Source organism: Burkholderia sp. Bp8984 (assembly GCF_003853755.1).
GTDB lineage: Bacteria > Pseudomonadota > Gammaproteobacteria > Burkholderiales > Burkholderiaceae > Burkholderia.
Genome location: NZ_QTQN01000031.1, coordinates 50,112 through 73,251 on the forward strand (window position 1 = coordinate 50,112; position 23,140 = coordinate 73,251).

Here is a 23,140-nt window from a genome sequence, read left to right on the forward strand (position 1 = left end):
GCCCGGCGGCGGGAATTCGTGAGGAATGGCGACAGTTTACCGAAAATACGCGATCAGGCTCGCGCGCCGAGCCGCCAGAGCGACGTGACCTCGGCGCGGCGCGCGGCGTGCAGCGGATCGTCCGCGTCGGCCGACTTCGGGTGCGCGGGGCGGATGTCTTCGCGGCCGAGCACGACGAGGCCGGCTTCGTCGATCCATTGCAGCAGCGTGTCGCGCGGGCGCAGGCCGAGATGCTCGGCAAAATCGGACAGGATCAGCCAGCCCTCGCCGCCCGGTTCGAGATGGTCGGCAAGCCCCGCGAGGAAACCGCGCAGCATGCGGCTGTCGGGATCGTAGACCGCGTATTCGATCGGCGCGCTCGGACGGGCCGGCACCCACGGCGGGTTGCAGACGACGAGCGGCGCGCGGCCGGCCGGAAACAGGTCGGTTTCGACGACGTCGACGCGCCCGGCATGACCGAGCCGCGCGACGTTCTCGCGGGCGCATGCGAGCGCGCGCGGATCCTGGTCGGTCGCGACGATGCGCTCGACGCCGCGCGACGCGAGCACGGCCGCGAGCACGCCGGTGCCAGTGCCGATATCGAACGCGAGCGAGGTCGCGGGCAGCGGCGTGCGCGCGACGAGTTCGACGTATTCGCCGCGCACCGGCGAGAACACGCCGTAATGCGGATGGATCGGCGCGCCGCCGAGCGCCGGGATCGGCACGCCCTTCTTGCGCCATTCGTGCGCGCCGACGAGGCCGAGCAGTTCGCGCAGCGACACGACCGACGGCGCGCCGCCCGGGCCGTATGCTTCCTCGCATGCGGCGCGCACGTCGGGCGCGCGGCGCAGCGGGATCGTGTAGTCGGCGTCGAGCGGGATCAGCAGCATCCCGAGCGTGCGGGCGCGCTGCGATTGCGCGAGCCGGTGCAGGTTGAACGCGTCGACGCCGACCGCGGCCTTCGCCTTCTTCGGCTTGCGTTCGACGCGGCGCGCCATCGCCTGCACGAGCTGGCGTGCATTCTGGAAATCGCCCTGCCAGACGAGCGCGGTGCCCTCGCACGCGAGGCGGTACGCCGCGTCGGCGGTGAGGCGGTCGTCGGCGGGCACGGCGCGCTTCGGCGGCTGCACGCCGGCTTCGGAGCGCCAGCGCACGGCATGTTCGGCGCCGTCGGCGTCGGTCCAGTGGAAAACGGGGAAATCGGTCACGCGAGCTCGGCTACGGTTGGCTTCAGACAGGCGGCGCTACCGGACTACCGGAGTGCGCCGCGCGGACCACACCATACCGCGCTTTGCCCGCGCGGCAAAGCGCGGGCGACCGCCCTGGCCGCCACCCGCGCGATGCTCGCGGCGTGTCAGCTCTGGTCGTCGAGCGCCGCGCCCGGCGCGTTCTGCTTCACCGACGCGATGCCGTTCTCGCGGCCGGCTTCAGCCTTGTACAGCTCGCTCGTGCCGATGATCTCGTGATTGCCGGCCTTCAGGTTGAACATGAACTGGCCGTTGCTCGCGGTCTTGCGCTCGTAGCGCGCGTCGTCCGGTGCGTTCTTGCGCACGGACGCGACGCCGTTTTCCGCCGACGCCTTGGTCTTGTACAGCTCGCTGCGCAGAATGATCTCGCCGTTGGCGGCCTTCAGGTGGAACAGGAACTGCCCGTCGTTCGCTTTCTTGATGACGAATTTCGCTGCCATGGTGCCCTCTCGAAAAAGTCGTCCGGCCCTCCGGACCGAGGCAGTCTAAACGCGATTGCAGCGCAAAACGTAAGGCGCACGAAACACGATCGTCAGGAATCGTCAGACGGCGCTGCAATCACGCCGCTTCGTCCGGTCCGGCATCCGGGGCGTCGCGCAGGCATCGTCTAGCCGCCCCACCCCGGCGTCGCCGGCATGCGCAACGTGCCCGCATCGCTGAAACGCACGGTGCCGAGCACGCCGCCGGCGAGCCGGCCGCGCAGCGCGTACGGCAACTCGCCGCTGGCTGCCGCGCCGGGCAGGTTCCACGCCTGCCGCGCGGCGGCGAACGCCGACACCGAAACCGGCACGTCGATCACGGCCTCGCCGAAGCGCGGCACGACGCCCGAGCGATCGCTGACCCCGCTCGCGAACGGCGTGCCGTTCAGGTCGAGCGCGACCGAAATGCCGTCGTATTCGATCGGCGTGTCATTCGGGTTCTGTACGCGCAGCTTCAGGCTGAAGCGCATCTCGAGGCCCTGTCCGGCCAGCGGGTCGAGCCCGGCGACGGTCACGCTCACGGGCTCGCGCGTCAGGCCCGCGCACCCGCCGAGCGCGAAGACGGCGGCGAACAGCAGCAGCATGGCGCGCAGCGGCGCGATACGGAACAGGGCTCGTGGCATGGGCTGGCCTCCTTGCGGCAATCGATCGGCGGGTCGTCGCCGCATTGTACCGAGCGCGCCGCGCCACGCCCTGATTCGTAGTTTTCGCGCATCGGCGAGATCGTTAATAGATTAAAACTACGGAAACGAACGGCTAAACAGAAAGCGAATTAATGCCTCCCAGCATTCAATGGCGCGCGAAAAATTCAAGAGAAGCACTTTCTAATTTTTTCGTTTCCTTTACCCAAAACCATCAAGTATATTTACGCATCCTTCGAGCAGGCCGACAAACCTTCAAGCCGTATGACGGCGATTTTACGGAACGGCGACACGCCGTCCTTCCGTCCTGCGGCCTGGTACGGCCAGCCCCGTGGGTCGTCGGTTCAAAGGGAATGCACGCCCGCACAGGGCGGGCGGCCCCGTGTCGTGCGCGCGAAATCAATTCAGTACAACCCGCGCCCGGCCATTTTGAACCGGCCAGTTAACCGACATCCGGAAACACAGAGGGGGCAGTAAACCATGATTACCTTCACGTAGTCGGCCGGCCGTCTTTTCGAATAATCCGTCATTGGCATTTCTCGTCGCTGTTGATTAACGGCGAGGGATTTCTTTTGCCGGCGTTTTCGCAGCACTGAACGATTCTTTCAACAATCGAGGTTTCAGTCATGTCGATCAACATTCACAAGATGCGTTACCTGCCGCTGGTTGCCGCACTCGCGCTCGCCGGGTGCGGCGGCGACGACAGCGGCGTCGGCTCGGCTTCCGCACTCAGCTCCGCCGGCGCGCCGCACTCGAGCTCGTCGCCCGCCGCCAACACGCCGCCGTCAGCCTCCAACGTCGACAAGAGCGTGTCGCCCGTCGAGCTGCCGGACACCGTGGTACCGGTCAACTACCGGCTGTGGTTCCGCCCGAACGATGCGCTGAACGCGTTCGACGGGCGCGCCGACGTCGAGATCAAGGTGCTGAAGCCGGTCAACAACATCGTGATCGCCGGCCACCGGATCAAGTTCACGAACGGCCGCATCACGCTGCAGCCGGGCAACATCCAGCTGATCGCGACGCCGCAGGACAAGGGCGACTTCTACCAGCTGCGCCCCGTCGCCGGCACGATCGCGCCGGGCAACTATTCGCTGCACATGGAATGGTCCGGCATCATCAACTTCAAGTCGTACGACGATCCGGCCACGCAGACGGGCGGCAGCTGCGGCGACGACCCGTATCCGGGCTGCTCGGCCGCCGAAGGCGTGTTCCGCGTCGACCTGAAGGGCACCGACGGCAAGACGAGCGGCGCGATCCTCACGCAGGGCGAAACCAACCTGTCGCGCCAGTGGTTCCCGGGTTGGGACGAGCCGGCCTTCCGGCCGACCTATGAAGTGACGGCCGAAGTGCCGCAGAACTGGCGCGTCGTGTCGAACGCGGCCGAGAAGCCGTCGACCAACGTCGGCGGCGGCTACAAGCTCGTGCAGTTCGAGAAGACGCCGCCGATGCCGTCGTACCTGCTGTTCTTCGGCGGCGGCATGTTCGACACCTACGAGGACGACTTCTCGAGCCCGCTGCCGGGCGGCAAGGGCGGCCTGCACCTGCGCGTGTTCACGCCGCCGGGCATGAGCGACTGGGCCAAGCCGGCGATGGACCGCACCAAGCAGGCGCTCGATTTCTATTACCGCTACACGGGTATCCCGCTGCCGCTGACGAAGTTCGATACGGTCGCCGCGAACGACGCGTTCAAGGAGCAGAAGGACCTGAACTTCGGCGGGATGGAGAACTGGGGGTCGATCCTCGAGTTCGCCGACGACATCCTGCCGCAACCGGGCCAGCCGATGTCGCGCTACGGTAACGAGGTGCTGACGCACGAAGTCGCGCACCAGTGGTTCGGCGATCTCGTCACGGCCGACTGGTGGGACAACGTCTGGCTCAACGAGTCGTTCGCGACGTTCTTCGAGACGAAGACGACGATCCAGTTCTTCCCCGACGAGTTCAGCTGGCTCGACCAGGTGAAGAACAAGTATCGCGTGATCAATCGCGACATCGGCCCGAACGCGTTCCCGGTCGCGCCGAACTTCAACGACTGGGCGTCGAACGACTTCGTGCTGAGCGCGAGCGCGTTCACGTACGACAAGGGCGGCCATGTGCTGAAGACGCTCGAGAACTATCTCGGCGAGCAGACGCTGCGAAAGGGCCTGCAACAATACCTGGTCGACTACTCGTTCGGCAACGGCACGCCGAAGCGCCTGTGGGATGCGCTGTCGAAGGAAAGCGGCCAGGCGGTCGGCCCGATCGGCGACAGCTACGTGCGCCAGACGGGCGTGCCGCTGATCTCGCTCGACACGCAGTGCGACATGACGAAGAACCAGACGGTCGTCACGCTGAAACAGCAGCCGTTCCCGAACAAGAACGCGTATCCGGGCCTGCAGTGGACGGTACCGATCACGCTCGCGTACGGCCAGGGTCTCGCGAAACGCACGACGCTCGCGCTGAAGGATACGCAGACGCAGACGCGGATCGACGGCTGCACGGGCGTGGTCGCGGATCCGAGCGGTCTCGACTACTACGTCGTGAACTACAGCGACGCCGCGTGGAGCGGCCTGCTCACGCAGGTCAACAGCTCGGTCGATCCGGTGCTGCTCGCGAACCTGAAGAGCGAGGCCGCGCTGCTCGTCGCGAACAACCTCGCGCCGGCTTCGCGTTCGACGTCGATCGGCTCGGTCGCTTCGCCGGCCGCGATGAAGCTGCGCCAGACGCCGAGCTTCGGCGGCATCGCGCCGACGGTGAAGGAACGTCCGTCGCTGCGCTACCAGGGCATGTTCAAGCCGCGCAAGACGCTGGTTCAGTAACGTGATCCGGCCGGCCGGTGCCGCGCGATACGCGGCGCCGGCCGGCGTTCGACGCTTCATGTCCCTTCACGTCCCTTCACCGCCTATCGCAGGCCCCGGATGCGGGGCCTGTTTTTTGTTGCCGCCGCGTGCGGCGCCGCGCCAATGCCGACCTGGCGCCTGTTCACGCCAATAACGGGCCCTAGCGATCGTCGCGCCGGCGAAACGCCCACCACGCGGCGAGTGCGGTAAAGCCCGCGACCAGCAGCACCATCAGCCAGAACCCGTGCTTGTTCTCCGAGAACGGCACGCCGCCGACGTTCATCCCGAAGAAGCCCGCGACGATGTTGATCGGCAGCGCGATCACGGTCACGAGCGTCAGCGTGAACAGCGTCCGGTTGTTCTGCTCGTCGAGCCGCGAACCGATCTCTTCCTGCAACAGCTTGATCCGCTCGTTGAGCCCCGACAGATCGGCGAGCACCAGCGAGAACTCTTCGGTCGATTCGCGCAGCTCCTGCACGTCTTCGGCGTGCAGCCACGCGGGCGGTTTCGCGAGCAGCCGGAAAATCGAGCCGGGCTCGGGCGCCAGCATGCGCTGCAGCCGCGTCAGCGTGCGGCGCATCGCGCCGAGCTCGATGCGGTTCGACGTGAGCCGTTGCGACAGGAAGCGATCCTCGATGCGATCGACGTCGATGCTCGTGCGCCGCATGATCTGGATCAGCAGGTCGGCCTGGTCGCGCAGCAGGTGCACGAGCAGTTCGGCCGGCGACCGGAACCGCTCGCCGTCGCGCACGCAGGCGCGCAGCGTATCGACCGAACGCAGCGGCTTGAGCCGCGCGGTGACCATGATGCGCCGCTCGACGTGGACGAACAGCGTCGCGATTTCCGACGGCGTCAGCTCGAGGTTGAACATCACGTCGTTGACGATCGCGCGCAGCGCGCCGTCCTCCTGCTCGATGCGCGTCGAGCGCGATCCTTCGTGGAGGAATTCGAAGAAGCTGTCGGGCAATCCGAGGTGCGTGCGCATCCAGCGCTCGCTCGCGCCGTGCGCGAGATTGAAGTGCAGCCAGACGAAATCGTCCGATGCGGCCGCATCGCGCTCGCGGCACGTGCGCAGCCATGCGGCGGCCGCATCGGCATCGAGCATCGCGCCCGATCCGCCCGGGACGAAGCGGAATCCGCACACCATGCCGGACGTATCGGCGCCGTAAGTCTGTACGATCAGGTCCATCGTGTCGAAGGTCGTGCGGCGCTCGCCGCGCCGCGCATCGCGCATTGCGGCGCCACGCCGGGAAATGGAAGGAAACGTATGCCCGATGCATGCGGCATTTTCGTGACATTGTCACATCCTGCCGTCCGGCGTAAGACGTCCCCAAAAACAACGCGCCGCCCGGTGGGCGGCGCAGGTGCGATGTGCAGGCTGGTGTGATGCCGGTTACTGCCGCGTCTCCGACTGCGCGGCGGTCGGGCAGGCCGGATCCTTGCCCCAGTGGCCGTCGCAGACGCGCCAGCGGCACAGCTGATCCTCGAAGAAGCCGCGCTCCGCGCAATCCTTCACGCGCGATGCGAGCGAACCGCCCGTCGCGGCGGCCGTCTTGGTCGGCACGACCTGCCCCTTCTGCGCGGCGGCCTTCTTGTCGGCCGGCTTCGTGCGGGCGACCAGCGCGGCGAGCAGGTCCGCATCCGGGTCGTCCTTCCCGGACGCCTTCGCGCTCGCGGTACGGGTCGTCGCTTCGCGACGCTTCTTCGCCTGCGCGAGCTCCGCCTGCTGTTCCTTGTGATGCTTGCGAGCCTCCGCCTTCGCGTCGGCCTTCGCATCGGCCTTGCTGCGGGCGGCGACCTTGTCGCTCTTCGTGGCGTCGGCCTTCGCGGATTTCGTCGTCGCCGCTGCTGCGGCAGCCGTCGCGGCGACGGCGCCCGCCGTGGCCGCGCCCGATGCATCGTCGGCACCGTTCGCGAGCGCGCGCGACAAGCGGCTGTTGTCCGCGCCCGACGCGCCCGATGCGGACGCAACGACCTGGGACGCGGCATCGTCGTTGACGATCGTCGCCGTTTGCACGACGGGCACAGCCGACGCGGCATTCTGCGCGACCTGCACGGCGGCGGCGCTGGCCGGCTCGGCCTTCGCCGGTGCCTGCACGGGCGCGGCGGCCACGACGGCCGCCTCGCCGGATTGCTGCTGCCAGCGCCATGCGCCCCAGCCGCCGACGGCGACCACGAGCGCGACGACGGCCGCGATCGGCCCCTTCAACGAACGGCGCGGCGGTTCGGCCGGCGGCGTGACACGTCCTTCCAGATTCGCGAGAATGCGCGACTGCTGCGGTTCGCCCCCGCCTGCCGGTTTGGTATCGGATAGCAGGCTGGGCGGGGTTTTCGAATTTGAATTTTCCGGCGCACTCATTCAGCGTCTCATTGAATCCTGGTTTAATTCACCGCGATAATATAGCCCGGCCTCTCAAAGCAGCCTGATTCTAAGAGCAAGCATTGCAAAACACAATCAATTCCAATTTCCGGGGATTTCGTTGATTGCCGTCGCACTCGTCGCCTATTTCGCCCTTGCCGTCGCGGTTGCGGCACTGTTGCTTTTACCGGGTATCCGCGCGACCGTTTTCGAATCCGTCGCCCAGTTTCGCGGCCGCCTGACGCGCCGCGCGAACGATCACGCCGCACGTACGCGAAGTCAAATTGTTAAATCGGCAACCGTTACGCGCGGCGCATTAAGTGACGTGCAAAATTTACTGATCCGGCGGCGCTTGATGATTATGGTGTCGGCAGGTATTCTTGCGACGCCGCCATTGGTGGCCATTGCGTTACGCGGTCGGCAATTATTTCAGTACGACGACACGGCGCGCGTGCCTGACGAGAAGATCGCCGCGCTGCTGCAGGGCGAACAGCTCGTGCCGCCGCCGCCGTTGCCGCCGGAAGTCTTTGCCACGAAGGAAGTCGAACAGGTACGGCCTGCGCTGAGAGATGCAAGCCGCGACTGGAACCTGCTGGATCCCGATTTCCGTACGCGTTTGCTGCTGGTCTACAAGATCATGCACGAACAATATGGTTACGAGATGGCGCTGCTGGAAGGTTATCGGAGTCCGGAACGACAGAACCGGCTCGCGCAGATGGGCACCAACGTGACCAATGCGGCGGCCTTCCAGAGTTATCACCAGTTCGGGCTCGCGGCCGACAACGCGTTTCTGCGCGACGGCAAGCTGGTCATTTCCGAGAAAGATCCCTGGGCGATGCGCGGCTACCAGTTGTACGGACAGGTCGCCGAGCAAGTCGGCCTGACCTGGGGAGGCCGTTGGAAAATGATGGATCTCGGGCACGTGGAATACCATAAACCCGGTTTTAAACTGGGACGCGGCAGCTAGTCAGGGCTGCCGGACAAGAAATAATGAGGGCGGCATGGGGCTTTTTAATCACCCGGCAGGAAACGATTTGGGCGGCGCAAACGATCGGGCATTCCGTTGCGCGATTTTTTCAGGCAGCCGCTTCCGTTTTAATTCTCACAGCGTCCTTTCATTATTGCGCGCGCCTTCTCCGATGCCGCGGGCGCATTGATGCCAGCCCCCTTCATCCCGTTTGACAGCATGGCGACACATCGCGGCGCCACGCTTGCCGCTCGGCGCGCCTGCGTCGCCTCACCGAATCGCACCGGAACCTGAACGTCCTATGCAACGCATCCTCAACGTGCTGACTCATCCGCGTACGCTCTCGATTGTCGGGATCGTCGCGCTAGCGGCGATTCTCTTCATCGCTGCCGACATGCTGCAGCTGCCGCTCCTGTGGGCGGCGGTCGCCTTCGCGGCGATCCTCGTGCTGTGGCTCGGCGTCGCACTGGTGCGCCGCTGGCGCGTGAAGCGCGCGAACCGGCAGCTCGGGCAGGTGCTGGAAGAGCAGGCGGAAACCGGCAAGATCGCCGCGCCGGCCGCGGCCGCGCTCGCACCCGACACGAAGACCGCCGACCTCGACGTGCTGCGCACGCGCCTGTCCGACGCCGTGAAGACGATCAAGACGTCGAAGATCGGCCAGGTGTCGGGCGGCTCCGCGCTGTACGAACTGCCGTGGTACATCGTGATCGGCAACCCGGCCGCCGGCAAGAGCAGCGCCGTGCTGAACTCCGGCCTGCAGTTTCCGTTCGCGGACAAGAACAGCGCGGTGATCCACGGCATCGGCGGCACGCGTAACTGCGACTGGTTCTTCACGACCGAAGGGATCCTGCTCGACACGGCCGGCCGCTACTCGGTGCACGAGGAAGACCGCAGCGAATGGCTCGGCTTTCTCGGCCTGCTGAAGCGCTATCGTCCGAAGGCGCCGATCAACGGCATCATCGTCACCGCGAGCATCGCCGAACTCACCGGCAACCGCCCCGAGTTCGCGATCAACCTCGCGAAGAATCTCCGTCAGCGCGTTCAGGAGCTGACGGAGAAGCTCGAGGTGTTCGCGCCGGTCTACGTGATGTTCACCAAGGCCGACCTGATCACCGGCTTCACCGAATTCTTCAGCAGCAGCGACAAGCACGAATACGACCGCGTGTGGGGCGCCACCCTGCCCTACGAGCCCGATGACAAGCGCGACGTGGTCGCGCAGTTCGACACGCACTTCGAGGAACTCTACGAAGGGCTGAAGGAAATCAGCGTCGCGCAGCTGTCGCTATCGCGCGGCAACCAGCTGTCGCCGGGCCAGCTGAGCTTCCCGCTCGAATTCTCGACGATCAAGCCGTCGCTGCGCGCGTTCCTCGCGACGCTGTTCGAGAACAACCCGTTCCAGTACAAGCCTATTTTCCGCGGCTTCTACTTCACCAGCGCGCTGCAGGAAGGCGAAACCAACAGCGCGGCCGCGCAGCGCATCGCGCACCGCTTCGGCCTCGACGCGAGCGCGCTGCCCAAGCCGCACAGCGCGTTCTCGAAGAACGGCTTCTTCCTGCGCGACCTGTTCTCGAAGGTGATCTTCGCGGACCGCCAGACCGTGCGCCAGTTCGCGAGCCCGACCAAGACCCGGCTGCGCTACGCGACCTTCTTCGGCTTCGTCGCGGCGCTCGCACTCGCGCTCGGCGGCTGGACCTGGTCGACGATCGGCAACCAGCAGCTCGTCGCGAACGTGCAGGCCGACCTCGACAACGTCACGCGCCTGCAGCAGGGCCGCAACGACCTGCAGTCGCGCCTGCAGGCAATGGACATCCTGGAAGACCGCATCGAACAGCTCGAACAGTTCCGCCGCGACAAGCCGGTGTCGGTGTCGCTCGGCCTGTACCAGGGCGACCGTCTCGAGCAGCACCTGCTGACCGAGTACTACAACGGCGTGCGCCAGATCCTGCTCGCGCCGGTCTCGCAGAACCTCGCGTCGTTCATGAAGGACGTGAACGCGCATCCCGAACAGCTCGTGCCGATGACGCGCCCGCCGGAATCGGGGGCCGTGCAGGGCGGCGCGATTCCCGTGTCGACGAACCCGCCGGGCGCCACGCCGCTCGCCGGCGCCGCGCAAGGTGCATCCGCGGCGGCGGCCGCCGCCGCCGCGCCGCAACAGCCGGCCGCGCCGCAGGGCGGCCTCTACAGCGACGCGTCGCCGACCAACGTGCAGGACGCGTACAACGCGCTGAAGACCTACCTGATGCTGTCCGACAAGCGTCACGTCGAACAGGCGCACCTGACCGACCAGCTCGCCCGCTTCTGGCGCGGCTGGCTCGAGACGAATCGCGGCAACATGCCGCGCGACGAGATGATCAAGAGTGCCGAGCGCATGATCTCGTTCTATCTCGCCCGCGTGAACGACAACGACTGGCCGATGATCGATGCGAACCTCGCGCTCGTCGACCAGACCCGCGAGAACCTGCGCCGCGTCGTGCGCGGCATGCCGGCCCGCCAGCGCGTCTACGAGGAAATCAAGGCGCGCGCGTCGACCCGCTTCGCGCCGATGACCATCGCGCGCATCGTCGGCGACGGCAACCAGGGGCTGGTCGCCGGCAGCTATGCGATTCCGGGCACGTTCACGCGCGAAGCGTGGTTCGACTACGTGCAGCCGGCGATCCGCGACGCGGCGACCAAGGAACTGCAGGCGAAGGACTGGGTGCTGAACACGTCGACGCAGGACGACCTGACGCTGGAAGGCAGCCCCGAGCAGATCCAGAAGACGCTCGTCGGGATGTACAAGACCGAGTACGCGCAGCACTGGCAGAAGTTCATGCAGGGCATCGCGGTGCAGGGCTTCAGCAGCTTCGGCCAGGCCGTCGACGGGATGAACCGCCTCGGCGACCCGCAGGATTCGCCGATCCGCAAGATCCTCGAGACCGCGTACGACCAGACGTCGTGGGACAACCCGTCGCTGGCGAACGTCGCGATCAAGAAGGCGCAGACCGGCGTCGTGAACTGGGTCAAGCAGCTGTTCACGCGCTCGCAGGCCGGCCAGGTGGCGGCCGCGAACATCGACATCAACGGCAATCCGGCCGAGGTGCCGATGGGTCCGATCGGCCAGGAGTTCATCGGGCTCGCGCGGATCGTCGCGACGCACGACGGCACGTCGATGCTCAAGGGCTATATGGATTCGCTGTCGAAGGTCCGTACGCGCTTCAACGTGATCAAGAACCAGGGCGACCCCGGCCCCGGCGCGCGCCAGCTGATGCAGCAGACGCTCGACGGCAACGGCTCGGAACTCGCCGATTCGCTGAAGTTCGTCGACGAGCAGATGCTGACAGGCCTCACCGATTCGCAACGCAAGTCGCTGCGTCCGCTGCTGGTGCGGCCGCTGATGCAGGCGTTCTCGGTGGTGATCCAGCCTGCCAGCGCGGAAGTCAACAAGGTATGGAACGCGCAGGTCTACCAGCCGTTCCAGAGCTCGCTCGCGACCAAGTACCCGTTCGCGGCGAACGCGAAGGTCGAGGCCGGCGCCGGTGAAATCGCGCAGGTGTTCGGTCCGGACGGTGCGATCGCGAAGTTCGTCGGCACGACGCTGGGCCCGCTCGCGGTGCGCCGCGGCGACACGCTCGCCGCCCGCACGTGGGGCGACATGGGCATCGGCCTCACGCCCGACTTCACGAACGGCTTCGCGCGCTGGGTCGCGCCGCTCGCCGGCGGCGCCGCGGGCGGCGCGGCCGCGGCGGCCGAACCGCAGACCGTGTTCCAGATCCTGCCGCAGCCGAGCACGGGCACGACGGAATACACGATCGCGATCGACGGCCAGCAGCTGCGCTACCGCAACACGCCGCCGCAGTGGACCAACTTCGTGTGGCCGAACCCGCAGGGCTCGCCGGGCGCGACGCTGTCCGCGACGACCTTCGACGGCCGCACGGTGCAGCTCGTCAACGAACCGGGCCGCTACGGTCTCGAGAAGCTGATCAACTCGGCGCAGCGCAAGCGCCGTCCGGACGGCACCTTCGACCTCACGTGGGTCCAGGGCAGCGTGAACGTATCGGTGACGATGCGCATCATCAGCACGTCGCAACCGACCAGCAGCGGCGGCGACCAGCCGCAGCAGCAGAGCCTGCGCGGCCTGCAGCTGCCGTCGTCGGTCGCCGACGCGAGCGCGGGTGCCGCGCAGAACGCGACGCAGGCCGGCTCGGGCGCGCCGGCGGCCGCACCGGCCGTCGCGGCCGCCACCGCAACGAACGCACAGGGGGCGCAATGACGCAAACCGTTCAGGCGCAGATCGCCTATTTCGGCAAGATTCCGTCGCGCGGCGACTTCGTGAAGAGCCCGCACAATCCGCAGTTGCTGCAGACGCTCGATCGCTGGATCGCGCAAGCACTCGAACTGCTCGCGGAGGATCCGCGCTGGAAGATCGTCTACGAGGATGCGAAGCCGATGCATTTCGCGTTCCTCGGCTCGCGCAGCAAGCTCGCCATCGCGGGCCACATGGTCGCGAGCCACGACGTGTCGATGCGCCGTTTCCCGTTCCTCGGCGCGACCGCGCTCGAGGTCGACCGGCCGCTCGCTTTCCTCGCGCGCAGCCCGCTCGCGTTCGCGCGGCTGTGGTCGCGCGTCGCCGCGCAGATGCCGGCGCTGCTCGCGAAGGAGGAGCCGCCCGGCGCGCTGCAGGCGCTCGGCGATACGCAGGTGCCGATCGACGTCGGCGGCCCCGGCACATCGCATGACGGCACCTTCAACGACTTCATCGAACACCAGTCGCTGTACGGCCTGCAGCAGATGCTGCTCGAAAGCGGTCATCCGGTGCGGCTGCGCGGCGCGATGCTCGCGCTCGGTTCGCTGTTGCGGCCCGTGATGCAGAGTGGCTCGTCGCACATCGAGCGCGGCCTCACGCTGCCGCTGCCGGTCGACCCGTTCTATCGCAGCCTCGTCGCCGCGTTCTGGCTCGAACTGATCGCACCGTTCGTCGCGCAGGCCGACTTCGAGCTCGCGATCTTCATCGGCACGATCGCCGAACGCGAACGGCTGATCATCGGCTTCAACGGCGCGTCGTCGAAGACGCTGCTGAGCGTCGTCGATCCGCAGACCTACGCCGCCCACAACATCGACATCGACGATCCCGAGTGGATCGACGCCCATGCGCAAAACGATCACCAGATCAGCAAGCTCGTCAGCTACCTCGACCAACCGCAACTCTCGCTGCGCGTCGCCATCGACGCCTTCCGCGAAGCGTTCATCGGAGGCTGACGGGATGCAACGCACGATTCAGGTCCGGCGCACGCGCTTGTCGCCCTTCGTATCCGCTCTCGCCGCCGCGGGCCTCGTCGCCTGCGGCGCGGCCCATGCGCAGAACACGGGCGGCGCGACCGTCACGCCGGTCGGCAACGGCACGGTCGCGGCCACTGCCCTGCCCGCGAACGCCAACCCTGGCGCCGCGCCGGCCACGGCGTCCGGCACGGTGGTGCGCGGCACGGCCGGCACGATCGCACCGCCGCCCGCGAACGCGTCGCCCGGCCAGGTGGTGGTCGGCGGCAAGGTGCCCGACGAGGCGACCAAGGCCGCCGTGCTGCAGAAGCTGCGCGACACCTACGGCGCGGCGAACGTGGTCGACCAGATCGAGGTCGGCGACGTCGCGACGCCGCCGAACTGGAGCGCGAACGTGCAGAAGCTGCTCGGTGCGCAGTTGAAGCAGATCAGCAAAGGCCAGCTGAAGATCAACGGCACGCAGATCGAGATGAAGGGCGAGGTGCACAACGAGGCGCAGCGCCAGCAGCTCGCGAGCGACATGGCGAATACGCTGAATCCGACTTATACGATCAAGAACGGGCTGCGCGTGTCGGCGTCCGAGCAGGGGCTGCTCGACCAGACGCTCGCGAATCGCACGATCGAGTTCGAAACGGGCAGTGCGACGCTCACGCCGCAAGGCAGGCAGATTCTCGATCAGATGGCGGCCGCGCTCGCGAAGATGCAGAACCGCACGGTCGACATCATCGGGCATACCGACAACTCCGGGAACCGGACGTCGAACATCGCGCTGAGCCAGGCGCGTGCGGACGCGGTGAAGGGGTATCTGATCACGAAGAGCATCCCGCCGCAGCAGATGACGACGACGGGGGTCGGGCCGGATCAGCCTATTGCGCCGAATGATACGGCCGAAGGGCGGGCGAGGAATCGGCGGATCGAGTTCCGGGTGGGGCAATAGGCGGAGCATTCGGGGGCATGGCGAGAATCCAGCAATTCCGATGAAATTCGCTCTGCGCTGCTTGCGATCGGCCATTCTTCTGGTTTTCGGTGCGGTCTTCGTGCTGCTGGGCGCATCGGGCGTCATCAATTCGGCCATCCTCGCTCGCGCTGGCGCATGGCCTCATGTCCCCGCCTTCGTCGAGCGATGCGAGTTGTCTCTGCGATATGGCAAGTCCGACGTGACATGGGAGGCGCGCGCCGTCTTCCGCTATGGTGCCGGGCAAACGCAGCACTACGACACGACGTGGCGGCCTGCCGGGTCGCCTGTTTATTCGCGTTCGGCCGCGTCGAACATCGGTCGCGAACAGTTCGCCGCGTTCACGAAGACGTATTGCGGCGAGGCCGGGAACGATGGTCTGCGCGTTTCGCCGATGTTTCCGGGTATTGCGCGGCGCAACGAAGCGGTTGTGGGCGGGGAATGGGTACGAGAAATCGGATTCGGTCTGTTCGCCTTGGTCGGCGGCTTGATGCTGTGTGCGGTGAGCATTGCGCTGCTTCCGTGGATCGAGGATCGCAAAAAGCATGCGGTGCGGCGCAAAGCACGGCGCGCGCGGAATCGCGCCAGCGGTGCGTGATGCGGACGTGCAGGCCGGTTTCGCGGAGTTGCTTGTAGGCCAGGCGCCATGCTGAATCTGCCGTGAGTCGATGTTCGGCGGTTCAGCATTCGAATATGGCGGTCATCTCGCGGAGCGCTCTTCCCTGATAGACAGCGAGGCTGGCGCTCCGTCATCCAGCAACGCCGCTCAATGAATGGGGGGAGTTGTGCCGCCCTTGTAGCCCCGCGCCCATTCCTGGCTCTGCTTGGCCGCCTGGTCGATACGTGCCGCGGCAAGATCGTCTTTCTTGCGCTGCTTCGCTTCCTTTGCGAGATCGCTCGACCCGAACGTATCCTTGTCGCGAGTGCGGAAGTACAGTGACGGCGCCAGCACGTGGTCTTGCCAGCTCGTCAACAACGTATCGTGGACAAGCATGTCGAACAGCGCCATGACCTCCTGCGGAAGCGGATGCTTGCCTTCGACCCCTTCCTTCCAGGCCGACACCAGCTCCATCTCGGCTTCCGGCAGCATAGCCGCCTCGATCGCGTCCGCGCTCGCCTTGTTATTGGAGTCCCACGAATCCGGCATGTTACGGATACGCTCGGCGGATTGCTTCAGGCCGTCCTGATACGACGCGCGGCGCAGCTTCTTTGCCGCTTCCTTCTCGAGACGCTCCCAGACCGTCGAATAGTCCTTCGGCGCTTCCGCGATCAGCTTCTCATAGCGCTTTTGTGCCGCGTCGCTCGCTGCCTTCATGCCCCGCAGCTTCGCCTGGTCCTCCTGGCTGCGGCTGGCCAGCATGCTCATGTTGATGCCTTGTCGCTGCAGTTCCCAGTCGAGTTGCGACTTCGCCGTCTTGCGCTGCACGTCAGCGTCGCTCATGTTGCGTTTCCAGTCGGCAACCGGGTCGGCAATCGTGCGGCGGAAGTCGGGATCCATGTAGCGGGCTGCGATCCAGCGCATGAAGACTTTCGAATGCTCCATGAAGTCGGCGCCGGGCTTGCGCGGGACGAGGGTGCGGTAGGCGTTGACCAGCGCCTTGATTCGATACTCCTTACCACCGTACTTGATCGGATCCGAGAGCTTGAAACGCTTGAACACCGGCGCGTTGTACAGGTACAGATCCTCCATGGTGTCCATGACCGCGCCCGCCTTGATCGCTTCCAGCAACATGTCTTGCAGCGGGACTCTCATCAATTCGGCATTGAGCCCCATGGCCCCGCTCGGCGCGCCGCCGACGACATCACAGCTCGTGCCCGGATAGAGAAACTGTTCGCCACGGGTTTTCTCGAGACTGTCGAGTCGCTGATAGAAGCGCATCTCATGCGCAGCGGCAAAATGAACGCAGCGCTGCACACTGGCCGGGATGGCGAGAGGACGATCCTTGAAGCTGGTTTTGAGCATACCCAGATAAGGCACCATTCCGATCAGCTCGCCGGCCTCCTCCGACATGATGGACGAAACTGCATCGAGCAATCCGACGAATTTGATCTGAATCGACACACCGTCAATAGCGAGATCCGTGTCGTCCCTGCGCTTGTATTTCTCCGCCAGATCGTTGATGAACGCACGTGCGAGCACGCACCCTCGATCCGCGCCGAACACCGAAACCTCGATCGCCCGGACTTTCGGCATCTGGCTCTTGACGGCCTCGTACGCAGTCTTGAACTGGTCCTTGGCGGCGATCAACCGCGTATCGACACCTGTGCCGAAAGCTTTGGCCATGACGGAATTGTCACGCACGATCGGCACGTTCTCCATCGCTATACCGACAAAGAGGCTGCGAGCGACCGCCCAGCCCGCCTTCATCGGAGTGCCTTTGACGTTGTTCTTGAAGTCGTTCTTCGCGTTGCGCCACAGCAGCGTTCCGGTCGCCTTGGTTCGTTCCCAGTATCGCTCCGGCGATGCATTCAAGACGTTCATGACACGCCGCGCCTGAGCGGGAATGCGTTCGATATCCTTCCGAAGATCCTGGAATGCCTTGTCGATTGGTCGAAGCGAGAAGTCCCCCTCGAGGAACCCATCGATGAGCTGCTTCTTTACGTCGTCGACACGTTTTTTTACGCCGGCCTGCTTGAGCGGCGTATTGACGCGCGTGAACGACTTGGCGACCGATTGCGCTCCGCTCAACGCCTTCTTGCCCCCCATCTTGCTCGCGGCTACGGCAGCATTGATCCATTCCTCGGCCTTGGCTGACTCGTTGAGGGGCGTGCCCAATCCCGAATAATAGAAGCGAAACCAGAACTGATTCGCGGGCCGTCTCGGATCCTCCATATCGCGATGCGCTTCCCAGAGCCGGGCGATATTGGAGTATTGCGAACTCGATGGATCGTCGATATCGCGATGGCGTCCGAATGCATCGAAGAAAAAGCCCATCCGAATCGTCGCGCCGCACGGCATGCAATCGCCCTTCGGGTACATCGTCGCATTCCGGTTTGCGATTTGGGCGTATACGGATGTTGGCGTCGCGTCATCCGGATCGAGTTTGACTCTTTCAGCCATGCTTTTTCTCCTCGACACGCGGCGGCGGAACCAGCCCGTCGGATATGGGTGGCACTGCGACCGGTTCGAACTTGTGGCTCGTCAATTCAGACAGAACATTCTTCGGCAACGATTGCATGGACTTCGCAAAAGCGCCTGGCTTGCCGGCATCCGCTTGCAACATGCGCTGGATCTCCGGATGCGAGTCGAAGCGACTGTTCACGAGCAGGTTGTAGTAAGCGTACTGCTTCAAATCGTCGAGATCGACGAGGCGGTACTTCAACCATGCCAACGCAACAACTCGAGCGACACGACGAAACTGCTGGTCTTCACGCTCGTCGTACCGCTTGCTCAATTGCGCCTGATACCTGCTCGCCATCCAGCGCGACACATCGATCATCGGAATACGCGATTCGTCCATCAACGCGCCAGGAAACTGAAGCTCGACGTGACGATCCGGATAGAAGTGAACCTCGAGGATTCGATCGCCTACCTTCTCCGGAACCTGCGATGGGGGCAACGTCGCCTTTGCCTCGGCGTGAAGCGTTTCCTCATTGCCTTTATGCCACTGGTCGACGTCGACGTAATTCCACTTGACCGTGAACTCGGTTCCCTGGAGCTTGTAGCAACACGTCACCCCGCCCCCACCACCCGGCAAGCTGTTCCCCCCACCCGCCTTGTTTCCGTGGGCATCGGTGATCGTGAACCCGTCCAGGTTGTACGGCAGATAGTTGTGAGCGATGACCGAAACGCCGCTATATGTCGGCTCCGACTTGCCGCACGCCGCCATGGCCGTCACGAGCAGACACCCAGCCAGAACACGGCTCGCCAGCCCCGAAAATCCCGTCGTGCTATTCACTGATGTTTTCCTTCCGAATATTGTCGAGCATGCGTTGCAGGCATATCCCACGCATCGGTATCGTTCCGCCCGTCACGTAAGCGGCCCTTCCACTCATAGCCAGAACCCCTCTCCACGAAATCAACCATGTCGCGCCTCGTCCATACGCGGTGACGGCAGCAAGCCGTCAGGAACCGCCGGGACAGCCACGGGTTCGAAGCGGCCGCTCGCCAAAGCCGACAGCACGTTCTTCGACAAGGTCTGCATCGACTTCGCGAACGTACCGGGTTGACTGGCATCAGTCTGCAAGATGCGCTGGACCGTCGGGTGCGAATCGAATCGACTGTTCACCAGCAGGTCGAAGTACACGTATTGCGCGAGATCACGCCAGTCGGTCAGCCGATATTTCAGCCACGCAGCAGCCACTGCACGCGCGATGCGACGATGCGATTGCCCGTCCGTATCTGCAAATTTCCTATCCAGTTGCGCCTGATAACGAGTCGCCATCCATCGGGAAACCTCGACGATCGGAATACGCGACTTGTCGAGAAGTTCGCCCGGAAATTGAAGCTCGACGTGACGATCCGGATAGAAATGAACTTCGAGAATGCGGGCGCCGAGCTGCTCAGGAACGACCGACGGTGGCATCACGACCTTTGTCTCGACCTCCTGCATGTGCGAGTCGTCCATCGTCCATCGGTCTGCATCGTAATACTTCCATTCGACCGTGAACTCGGCGCCCTTGAGTTGGTAGCAACACGTCACGCTCCCCCCACCTGCACCCGGCGGGTCGTCCCCGCCCCCGCTTGCCTTGTTTCCAAACGCGTCCATCACGGTGAAGCCGCTCATGTTGTACGGCAGATAATTCCGAGCCATTACCGAAATTCCGCTATACACCGGCTCCGACTTGCCACACGCGCTCAAAGCCGCCGCAAGCAGGCACATCGCCGGCACGGACCTACGCCACGCCACGAAGCGCCTCCATCGATTCCCGCTCGTGCGCATCGCGAATCGCATTCCATGTCGCGTCGTCGATCGTCGCCAACGCGTCATTGAGCGTCGTCTCTCCATGCGCCACGGCTCCAAGGCACACCCGCACCGCCGGATGCTCGTCGAACCGGGGCGCAACCAGCACGCCCGTCATTACGTAGCACTGCAATTCCGCTTCTTCGGCAATCCCGTGCGCTGCTGCGCGTTCGAGTTGCTCGACAACCTGATCATGGAGTTCCGCATCGGACAGGTGATCGACCACCGCCGCCATCGTCTCGCGAAACTTCAGCACGAGCTTGTCCGGGTACCCGAGCTCGATCAGTAGCGCGTGCTGCCGCTCGCTGAGGTCCGGTGCGTCGCTTGCCGACATCACACCTTCAACCGCCGGCGTGTCGTTGCGCCACACGACTTCGTCGAGCCGACGATCGCGATATCGGATCTCGCTAAACGGCGCGACGAACTGCTGCGCCTGCGTGTCGCTCCACACCTGTCGGAGCCGCCCGAATACAAGATTGTCGAAGAAGAACAGGTAGTACGCGCGACCGTTCGGCAGCGCGTACTTCACGTACTGGCGCAGATGTGCATCCAGCGCGTCGAACGACCACGCCGAGCACAACCACGTCACCGCATGCAGATCGACGGCATCCAGCCACAGCTGACGCAGCACGCGATGCTGCTCCGCATCCCCGCCGTCGAGTGCGCGACCGTCGAACGCAATCAGGTACGGTGCGATATCCGTATAGGCATCCAGCCCGGTATCGGTCCAAAGGGACGCGTAACGCAGGCCGCGCACGGCTGCCAGCTGCGTGTCCAGCTCCTGATAACCGCGCGTGTCGACGAGCACGTACAGACGCCTCGGTCTGCCGTCGCCGGCCTCGTGCTCCAGCGATGCCTTCAGCGTCTCCACGAACGCCGGCCATTCACGCTCGCGCGGATTGGGCCCATCCGCCGCCATCTCGATGGTGTCACCCGTATCGTTGACTTCGTCCATCAATCCGCCTCGACCATCGATTCACGACCGCTATGCGCATTCAGCACGCATTGCTTGCACGTGCCGCCCGGCATCGCGGGCAGCGGATACTGCATGCTCGTCGGTCCGCTGAACTGGTGCTGAGCGCCCTTGAAATCTACCTTCCCCGGCGCGTGAATCTCGATGTTGCCGCCCTTGATCCGGATATAGGCGCCACCCGACGTGAGCAGGATCTCCTGCTTCGCGGCCACGTCGACGGCCTCGGTCGCCGCCATCATCTTCACGGTCTTCTGCGCTGTGAGTTCGATGCTGTCCGCATGCGCCTGAACCTCGACCTTGCCCTTCGCGGCGAACAGCTTCATCCCGGCGTTCTGCGCGAACAGGCTGATGCGATCCCGGATGCCGGCGATCAGCGACTTCCCGCTGGTAATGAACGTACTTTGACCACTGACGATATTGGTCTGCCGGTCGCTCGCCAGGTGCACCGACTGCTGCGACGCCACCCCAATCCCCGCCGGGCTCGCGAACAACATCACCGGCTCCTTGAACGCATTCGCATTCCCCGTCCCGCCGCCTGCAGTCCTGCCGCCACCCGAGGCCGCCCCCGCCACGCTGTTCTGCGTCGCCTCGGCGAATTGCTTGAGCGCATCGCGACCGGTGCCGAGACTCTCCGCCTGATGCATCTCGCTGACCTGCGACATCGATTCGATCAGCCCCTGCGCATTGCCAAGCTGCTGCTTCGCCTCACTCACGTCGAGCGGCTGGCTGTTCGCCTGCTTCGGATGCGTCGTCACGTACAGGCCCTGCCCGGCTCGCATCGCGCCGTACGCATCCGTGCGCAGGTCGAAGCCTGAGCCGAGATACGCACCGCGCGTGTTCCCGTTCTGCTCGATCAGATAGCCGAGATGAAGCAGCGAATTCGCACTGCTGCTGAACAGGCGCGCGCGGTTCTGCCCGGTCGCGTCGTCGAGCACCATCTCGTTGTGCCCCGATCCTGCATACTCCTTCGACCGGAAGCCCGACAGGATCCCGTTGCTATGCCACTGCGGCCGGGTCGCACCGTTGTACACGCGATGCATGACGATCGGCCGGTCGCAGTCGCCGCCGATGTAGCCGATCAGCACTTCCTCGCCGACCCGCGGAATATGCACGCCGCCGTACCCGCCGCCGGTATCGGACTGCACGACACGCATCCAGCACGACGCGTTCTCGCGGCCTTCGCTCTGGCGGTCCCAGACGAACATGACCTTGATCCGGTTCAGCTCGTCCGTATAAACCTCTTCGCCCTTCGGCCCGACGACGATCGCCGTCTCGAGCTGCATCGCGGGCTTGCGATGCTCGAACGGGCTGCGGTACGGCACGCTCGCGCGCTGCGCTTCGACCTCGACGAGATAGAACCCGGCGGAGCCGTCGTCATGCCCAACTTCGAATGCCGCCGCTTCCCCGTGACCGGCCTTCACCTGCGCCAGCTGGTCCTGCAGGCTATGCGGAAAGCTCGCTTCGTGGTCCGAAACCGGCAGATTGTTCTCGATGTACCGCGTGACGCCGATGGCCGCGAACTCGCGCTCGCTCGCCGAATCGCGGTCGTGCTCGGGATGACCGGTCAGCGTGAAGCGCCGGCCGGCATCGATCGCGCGCACGCCGCCCACGCCGAAGAAGCGCTTCGCGCGCGACTCCCATTCCTCGAGACGAATCTTCGACAGGTGTTCGCCGCGGTCCTGGCCCGGATACGTGTACGCGCCGGTGTATTCGTAGATTTCCGCCTGGCCCGGCAGGTCCCCCTGGCCGGCCTTGGTCGGCAGCGACGTGCCGTTCGGATTGCCCGCCGACGACGGCGCTTTGTAGTCGAAGGTGCGCGTCGTGTGCAGCGTGCTTTGCAACGTCCGCGATGCGGTCCATTGCGTAAACCCGGCGGTTTCGGTGCCGCTGCCGGAACGATCGAACGTAACGACATTCGGGGACAGCGCATCGACCGCATGCACGTCGTCGGTGATGACGAGCGTATGCGCCTTCCCGTCTTCGCTGTGCCGCCAGAACCCGAACAGCCCTTCGTCCTCCATCAGCCGGTGCACGAAGTTCCAGTCGGTTTCGCTCTGGCGACAGTACGACCGGGACGGCAACGGTTTCGACAACGCGAACTGGTATTGGCCCCTGGCCTGCGGATGCGTATCGAACACGTCGGAGAGAATTGCGTCGACCGGCTGGTCCTGCCAGTACCGCATGTCGCTGCGGAACTTGAGGAAATGCATCCACGACGCGAAGCGCAGCTGGTAACTCGACAGGCTGCCGTCGGCGCCGAGCCGTCGCGCCGTGTGGACATAGCCGTTGATCGGCAGATACGACTTGTCCGGCTGCTGGATCCACAGCGTGATCGGCTGCGCGATCAGCGTCTTGAGCTCGACGTCGCTCGCGGTGGACACCAGATCGAGCGCCACGCTGAAATCGCGGCCGAGCGCCGAACTGGTCACCGCGCGGCGCGGCACGAGCGCATTGTTCGGCAGCGACGGGATGTCCGTCTTCAGCAGCCGATCCTGCTGGATCAGGCCACCGCGAATCGCCTGTGCCAGTTCGGTCACGTTCATGCGTCACCCTTCTTCTCGTTCATC

The 23,140-nt window shown here is 65.0% G+C and carries 16 protein-coding genes; 6 read left to right on the forward strand and 10 right to left on the reverse strand.

The window, feature by feature from the left end; translation table 11 throughout:
- Positions 1–53 precede the first annotated feature (53 nt).
- The 3 genes from DID98_RS26840 to DID98_RS26850 all read right to left on the reverse strand — a co-directional run bounded on the left by DID98_RS26840 (position 54) and on the right by DID98_RS26850 (position 2,328).
- The gene (locus DID98_RS26840) at positions 54–1,187 is read right to left on the reverse strand and encodes a class I SAM-dependent methyltransferase (protein WP_124571714.1); all 1,134 of its coding nucleotides are present in this window, start codon (positions 1,185–1,187) and stop codon (positions 54–56) included.
- A 146-nt stretch (positions 1,188–1,333) separates the two neighbouring features.
- Positions 1,334–1,666: a YegP family protein gene (locus DID98_RS26845; RefSeq protein ID WP_124487883.1), complete on the reverse strand. Its 333-nt coding sequence runs from the start codon at positions 1,664–1,666 to the stop codon at positions 1,334–1,336.
- 167 nt (positions 1,667–1,833) lie between these two features.
- Positions 1,834–2,328, reverse strand: a complete 495-nt coding sequence (locus tag DID98_RS26850; protein ID WP_124522203.1) for an LEA type 2 family protein — start codon at positions 2,326–2,328, stop codon at positions 1,834–1,836.
- A 644-nt stretch (positions 2,329–2,972) separates the two neighbouring features.
- Between DID98_RS26850 and DID98_RS26860 the strand changes: the two genes are divergently transcribed.
- Positions 2,973–5,141, forward strand: a complete 2,169-nt coding sequence (locus tag DID98_RS26860) for a M1 family metallopeptidase (protein ID WP_124487880.1) — start codon at positions 2,973–2,975, stop codon at positions 5,139–5,141.
- 181 nt (positions 5,142–5,322) lie between these two features.
- Here DID98_RS26860 and DID98_RS26865 read toward each other — a convergent pair whose 3' ends face one another.
- A complete protein-coding gene (locus DID98_RS26865; RefSeq protein ID WP_124571727.1) occupies positions 5,323–6,351 on the reverse strand; it encodes a transporter in 1,029 nt (342 codons plus the stop codon).
- A gap of 204 nt (positions 6,352–6,555) precedes the next feature.
- A complete protein-coding gene (locus DID98_RS26870; RefSeq protein ID WP_124571715.1) occupies positions 6,556–7,521 on the reverse strand; it encodes a phage tail protein in 966 nt (321 codons plus the stop codon).
- A gap of 121 nt (positions 7,522–7,642) precedes the next feature.
- Between DID98_RS26870 and DID98_RS26875 the strand changes: the two genes are divergently transcribed.
- From DID98_RS26875 to DID98_RS26895, 5 genes are all read left to right on the forward strand, one after another.
- On the forward strand, positions 7,643–8,488 hold the full coding sequence (locus DID98_RS26875) for a M15 family metallopeptidase (protein ID WP_044845915.1): 846 nt from the start codon (positions 7,643–7,645) through the stop codon (positions 8,486–8,488).
- Positions 8,489–8,789: 301 nt separating this feature from the next.
- A complete protein-coding gene (gene tssM / locus DID98_RS26880) occupies positions 8,790–12,737 on the forward strand; it encodes a type VI secretion system membrane subunit TssM (RefSeq protein WP_124522208.1) in 3,948 nt (1,315 codons plus the stop codon).
- On the forward strand, positions 12,734–13,723 hold the full coding sequence (gene tagF, locus DID98_RS26885) for a type VI secretion system-associated protein TagF (RefSeq protein WP_044845917.1): 990 nt from the start codon (positions 12,734–12,736) through the stop codon (positions 13,721–13,723). The genes tssM and tagF overlap by 4 nt, the downstream gene beginning before the upstream one ends.
- A gap of 4 nt (positions 13,724–13,727) precedes the next feature.
- A complete protein-coding gene (locus DID98_RS26890; RefSeq protein ID WP_124571716.1) occupies positions 13,728–14,678 on the forward strand; it encodes an OmpA family protein in 951 nt (316 codons plus the stop codon).
- A 40-nt stretch (positions 14,679–14,718) separates the two neighbouring features.
- Positions 14,719–15,294 carry a DUF3592 domain-containing protein gene (locus DID98_RS26895; RefSeq protein ID WP_124571717.1) on the forward strand — a complete coding sequence of 192 codons (576 nt, stop codon included), beginning with the start codon at positions 14,719–14,721 and terminating at the stop codon, positions 15,292–15,294.
- 168 nt (positions 15,295–15,462) lie between these two features.
- On the opposite strand, the gene DID98_RS26900 is transcribed toward DID98_RS26895, so the two are convergent.
- From DID98_RS26900 to DID98_RS26920, 5 genes are all read right to left on the reverse strand, one after another.
- On the reverse strand, positions 15,463–17,757 hold the full coding sequence (locus tag DID98_RS26900) for a DUF2235 domain-containing protein (protein WP_124571718.1): 2,295 nt from the start codon (positions 17,755–17,757) through the stop codon (positions 15,463–15,465).
- Complete coding sequence (locus tag DID98_RS26905) at positions 17,750–18,526, reverse strand: DUF3304 domain-containing protein (RefSeq protein WP_124571728.1); 777 nt, start codon at positions 18,524–18,526, stop codon at positions 17,750–17,752. The genes DID98_RS26900 and DID98_RS26905 overlap by 8 nt, the downstream gene beginning before the upstream one ends.
- A 189-nt stretch (positions 18,527–18,715) precedes the next feature.
- Complete coding sequence (locus DID98_RS26910; protein ID WP_124571719.1) at positions 18,716–19,519, reverse strand: DUF3304 domain-containing protein; 804 nt, start codon at positions 19,517–19,519, stop codon at positions 18,716–18,718.
- A 13-nt stretch (positions 19,520–19,532) separates the two neighbouring features.
- Positions 19,533–20,555 (reverse strand): DUF4123 domain-containing protein, encoded by a 1,023-nt coding sequence (locus DID98_RS26915; protein WP_124571720.1) that lies wholly within the window; start codon positions 20,553–20,555, stop codon positions 19,533–19,535.
- Positions 20,555–23,116, reverse strand: coding sequence for a type VI secretion system Vgr family protein (locus DID98_RS26920; RefSeq protein WP_124571721.1), 2,562 nt, complete (start codon positions 23,114–23,116; stop codon positions 20,555–20,557). Before DID98_RS26920 ends, DID98_RS26915 begins: the two co-directional genes overlap by 1 nt.
- Between the last annotated feature and the right edge of the window lie 24 nt (positions 23,117–23,140).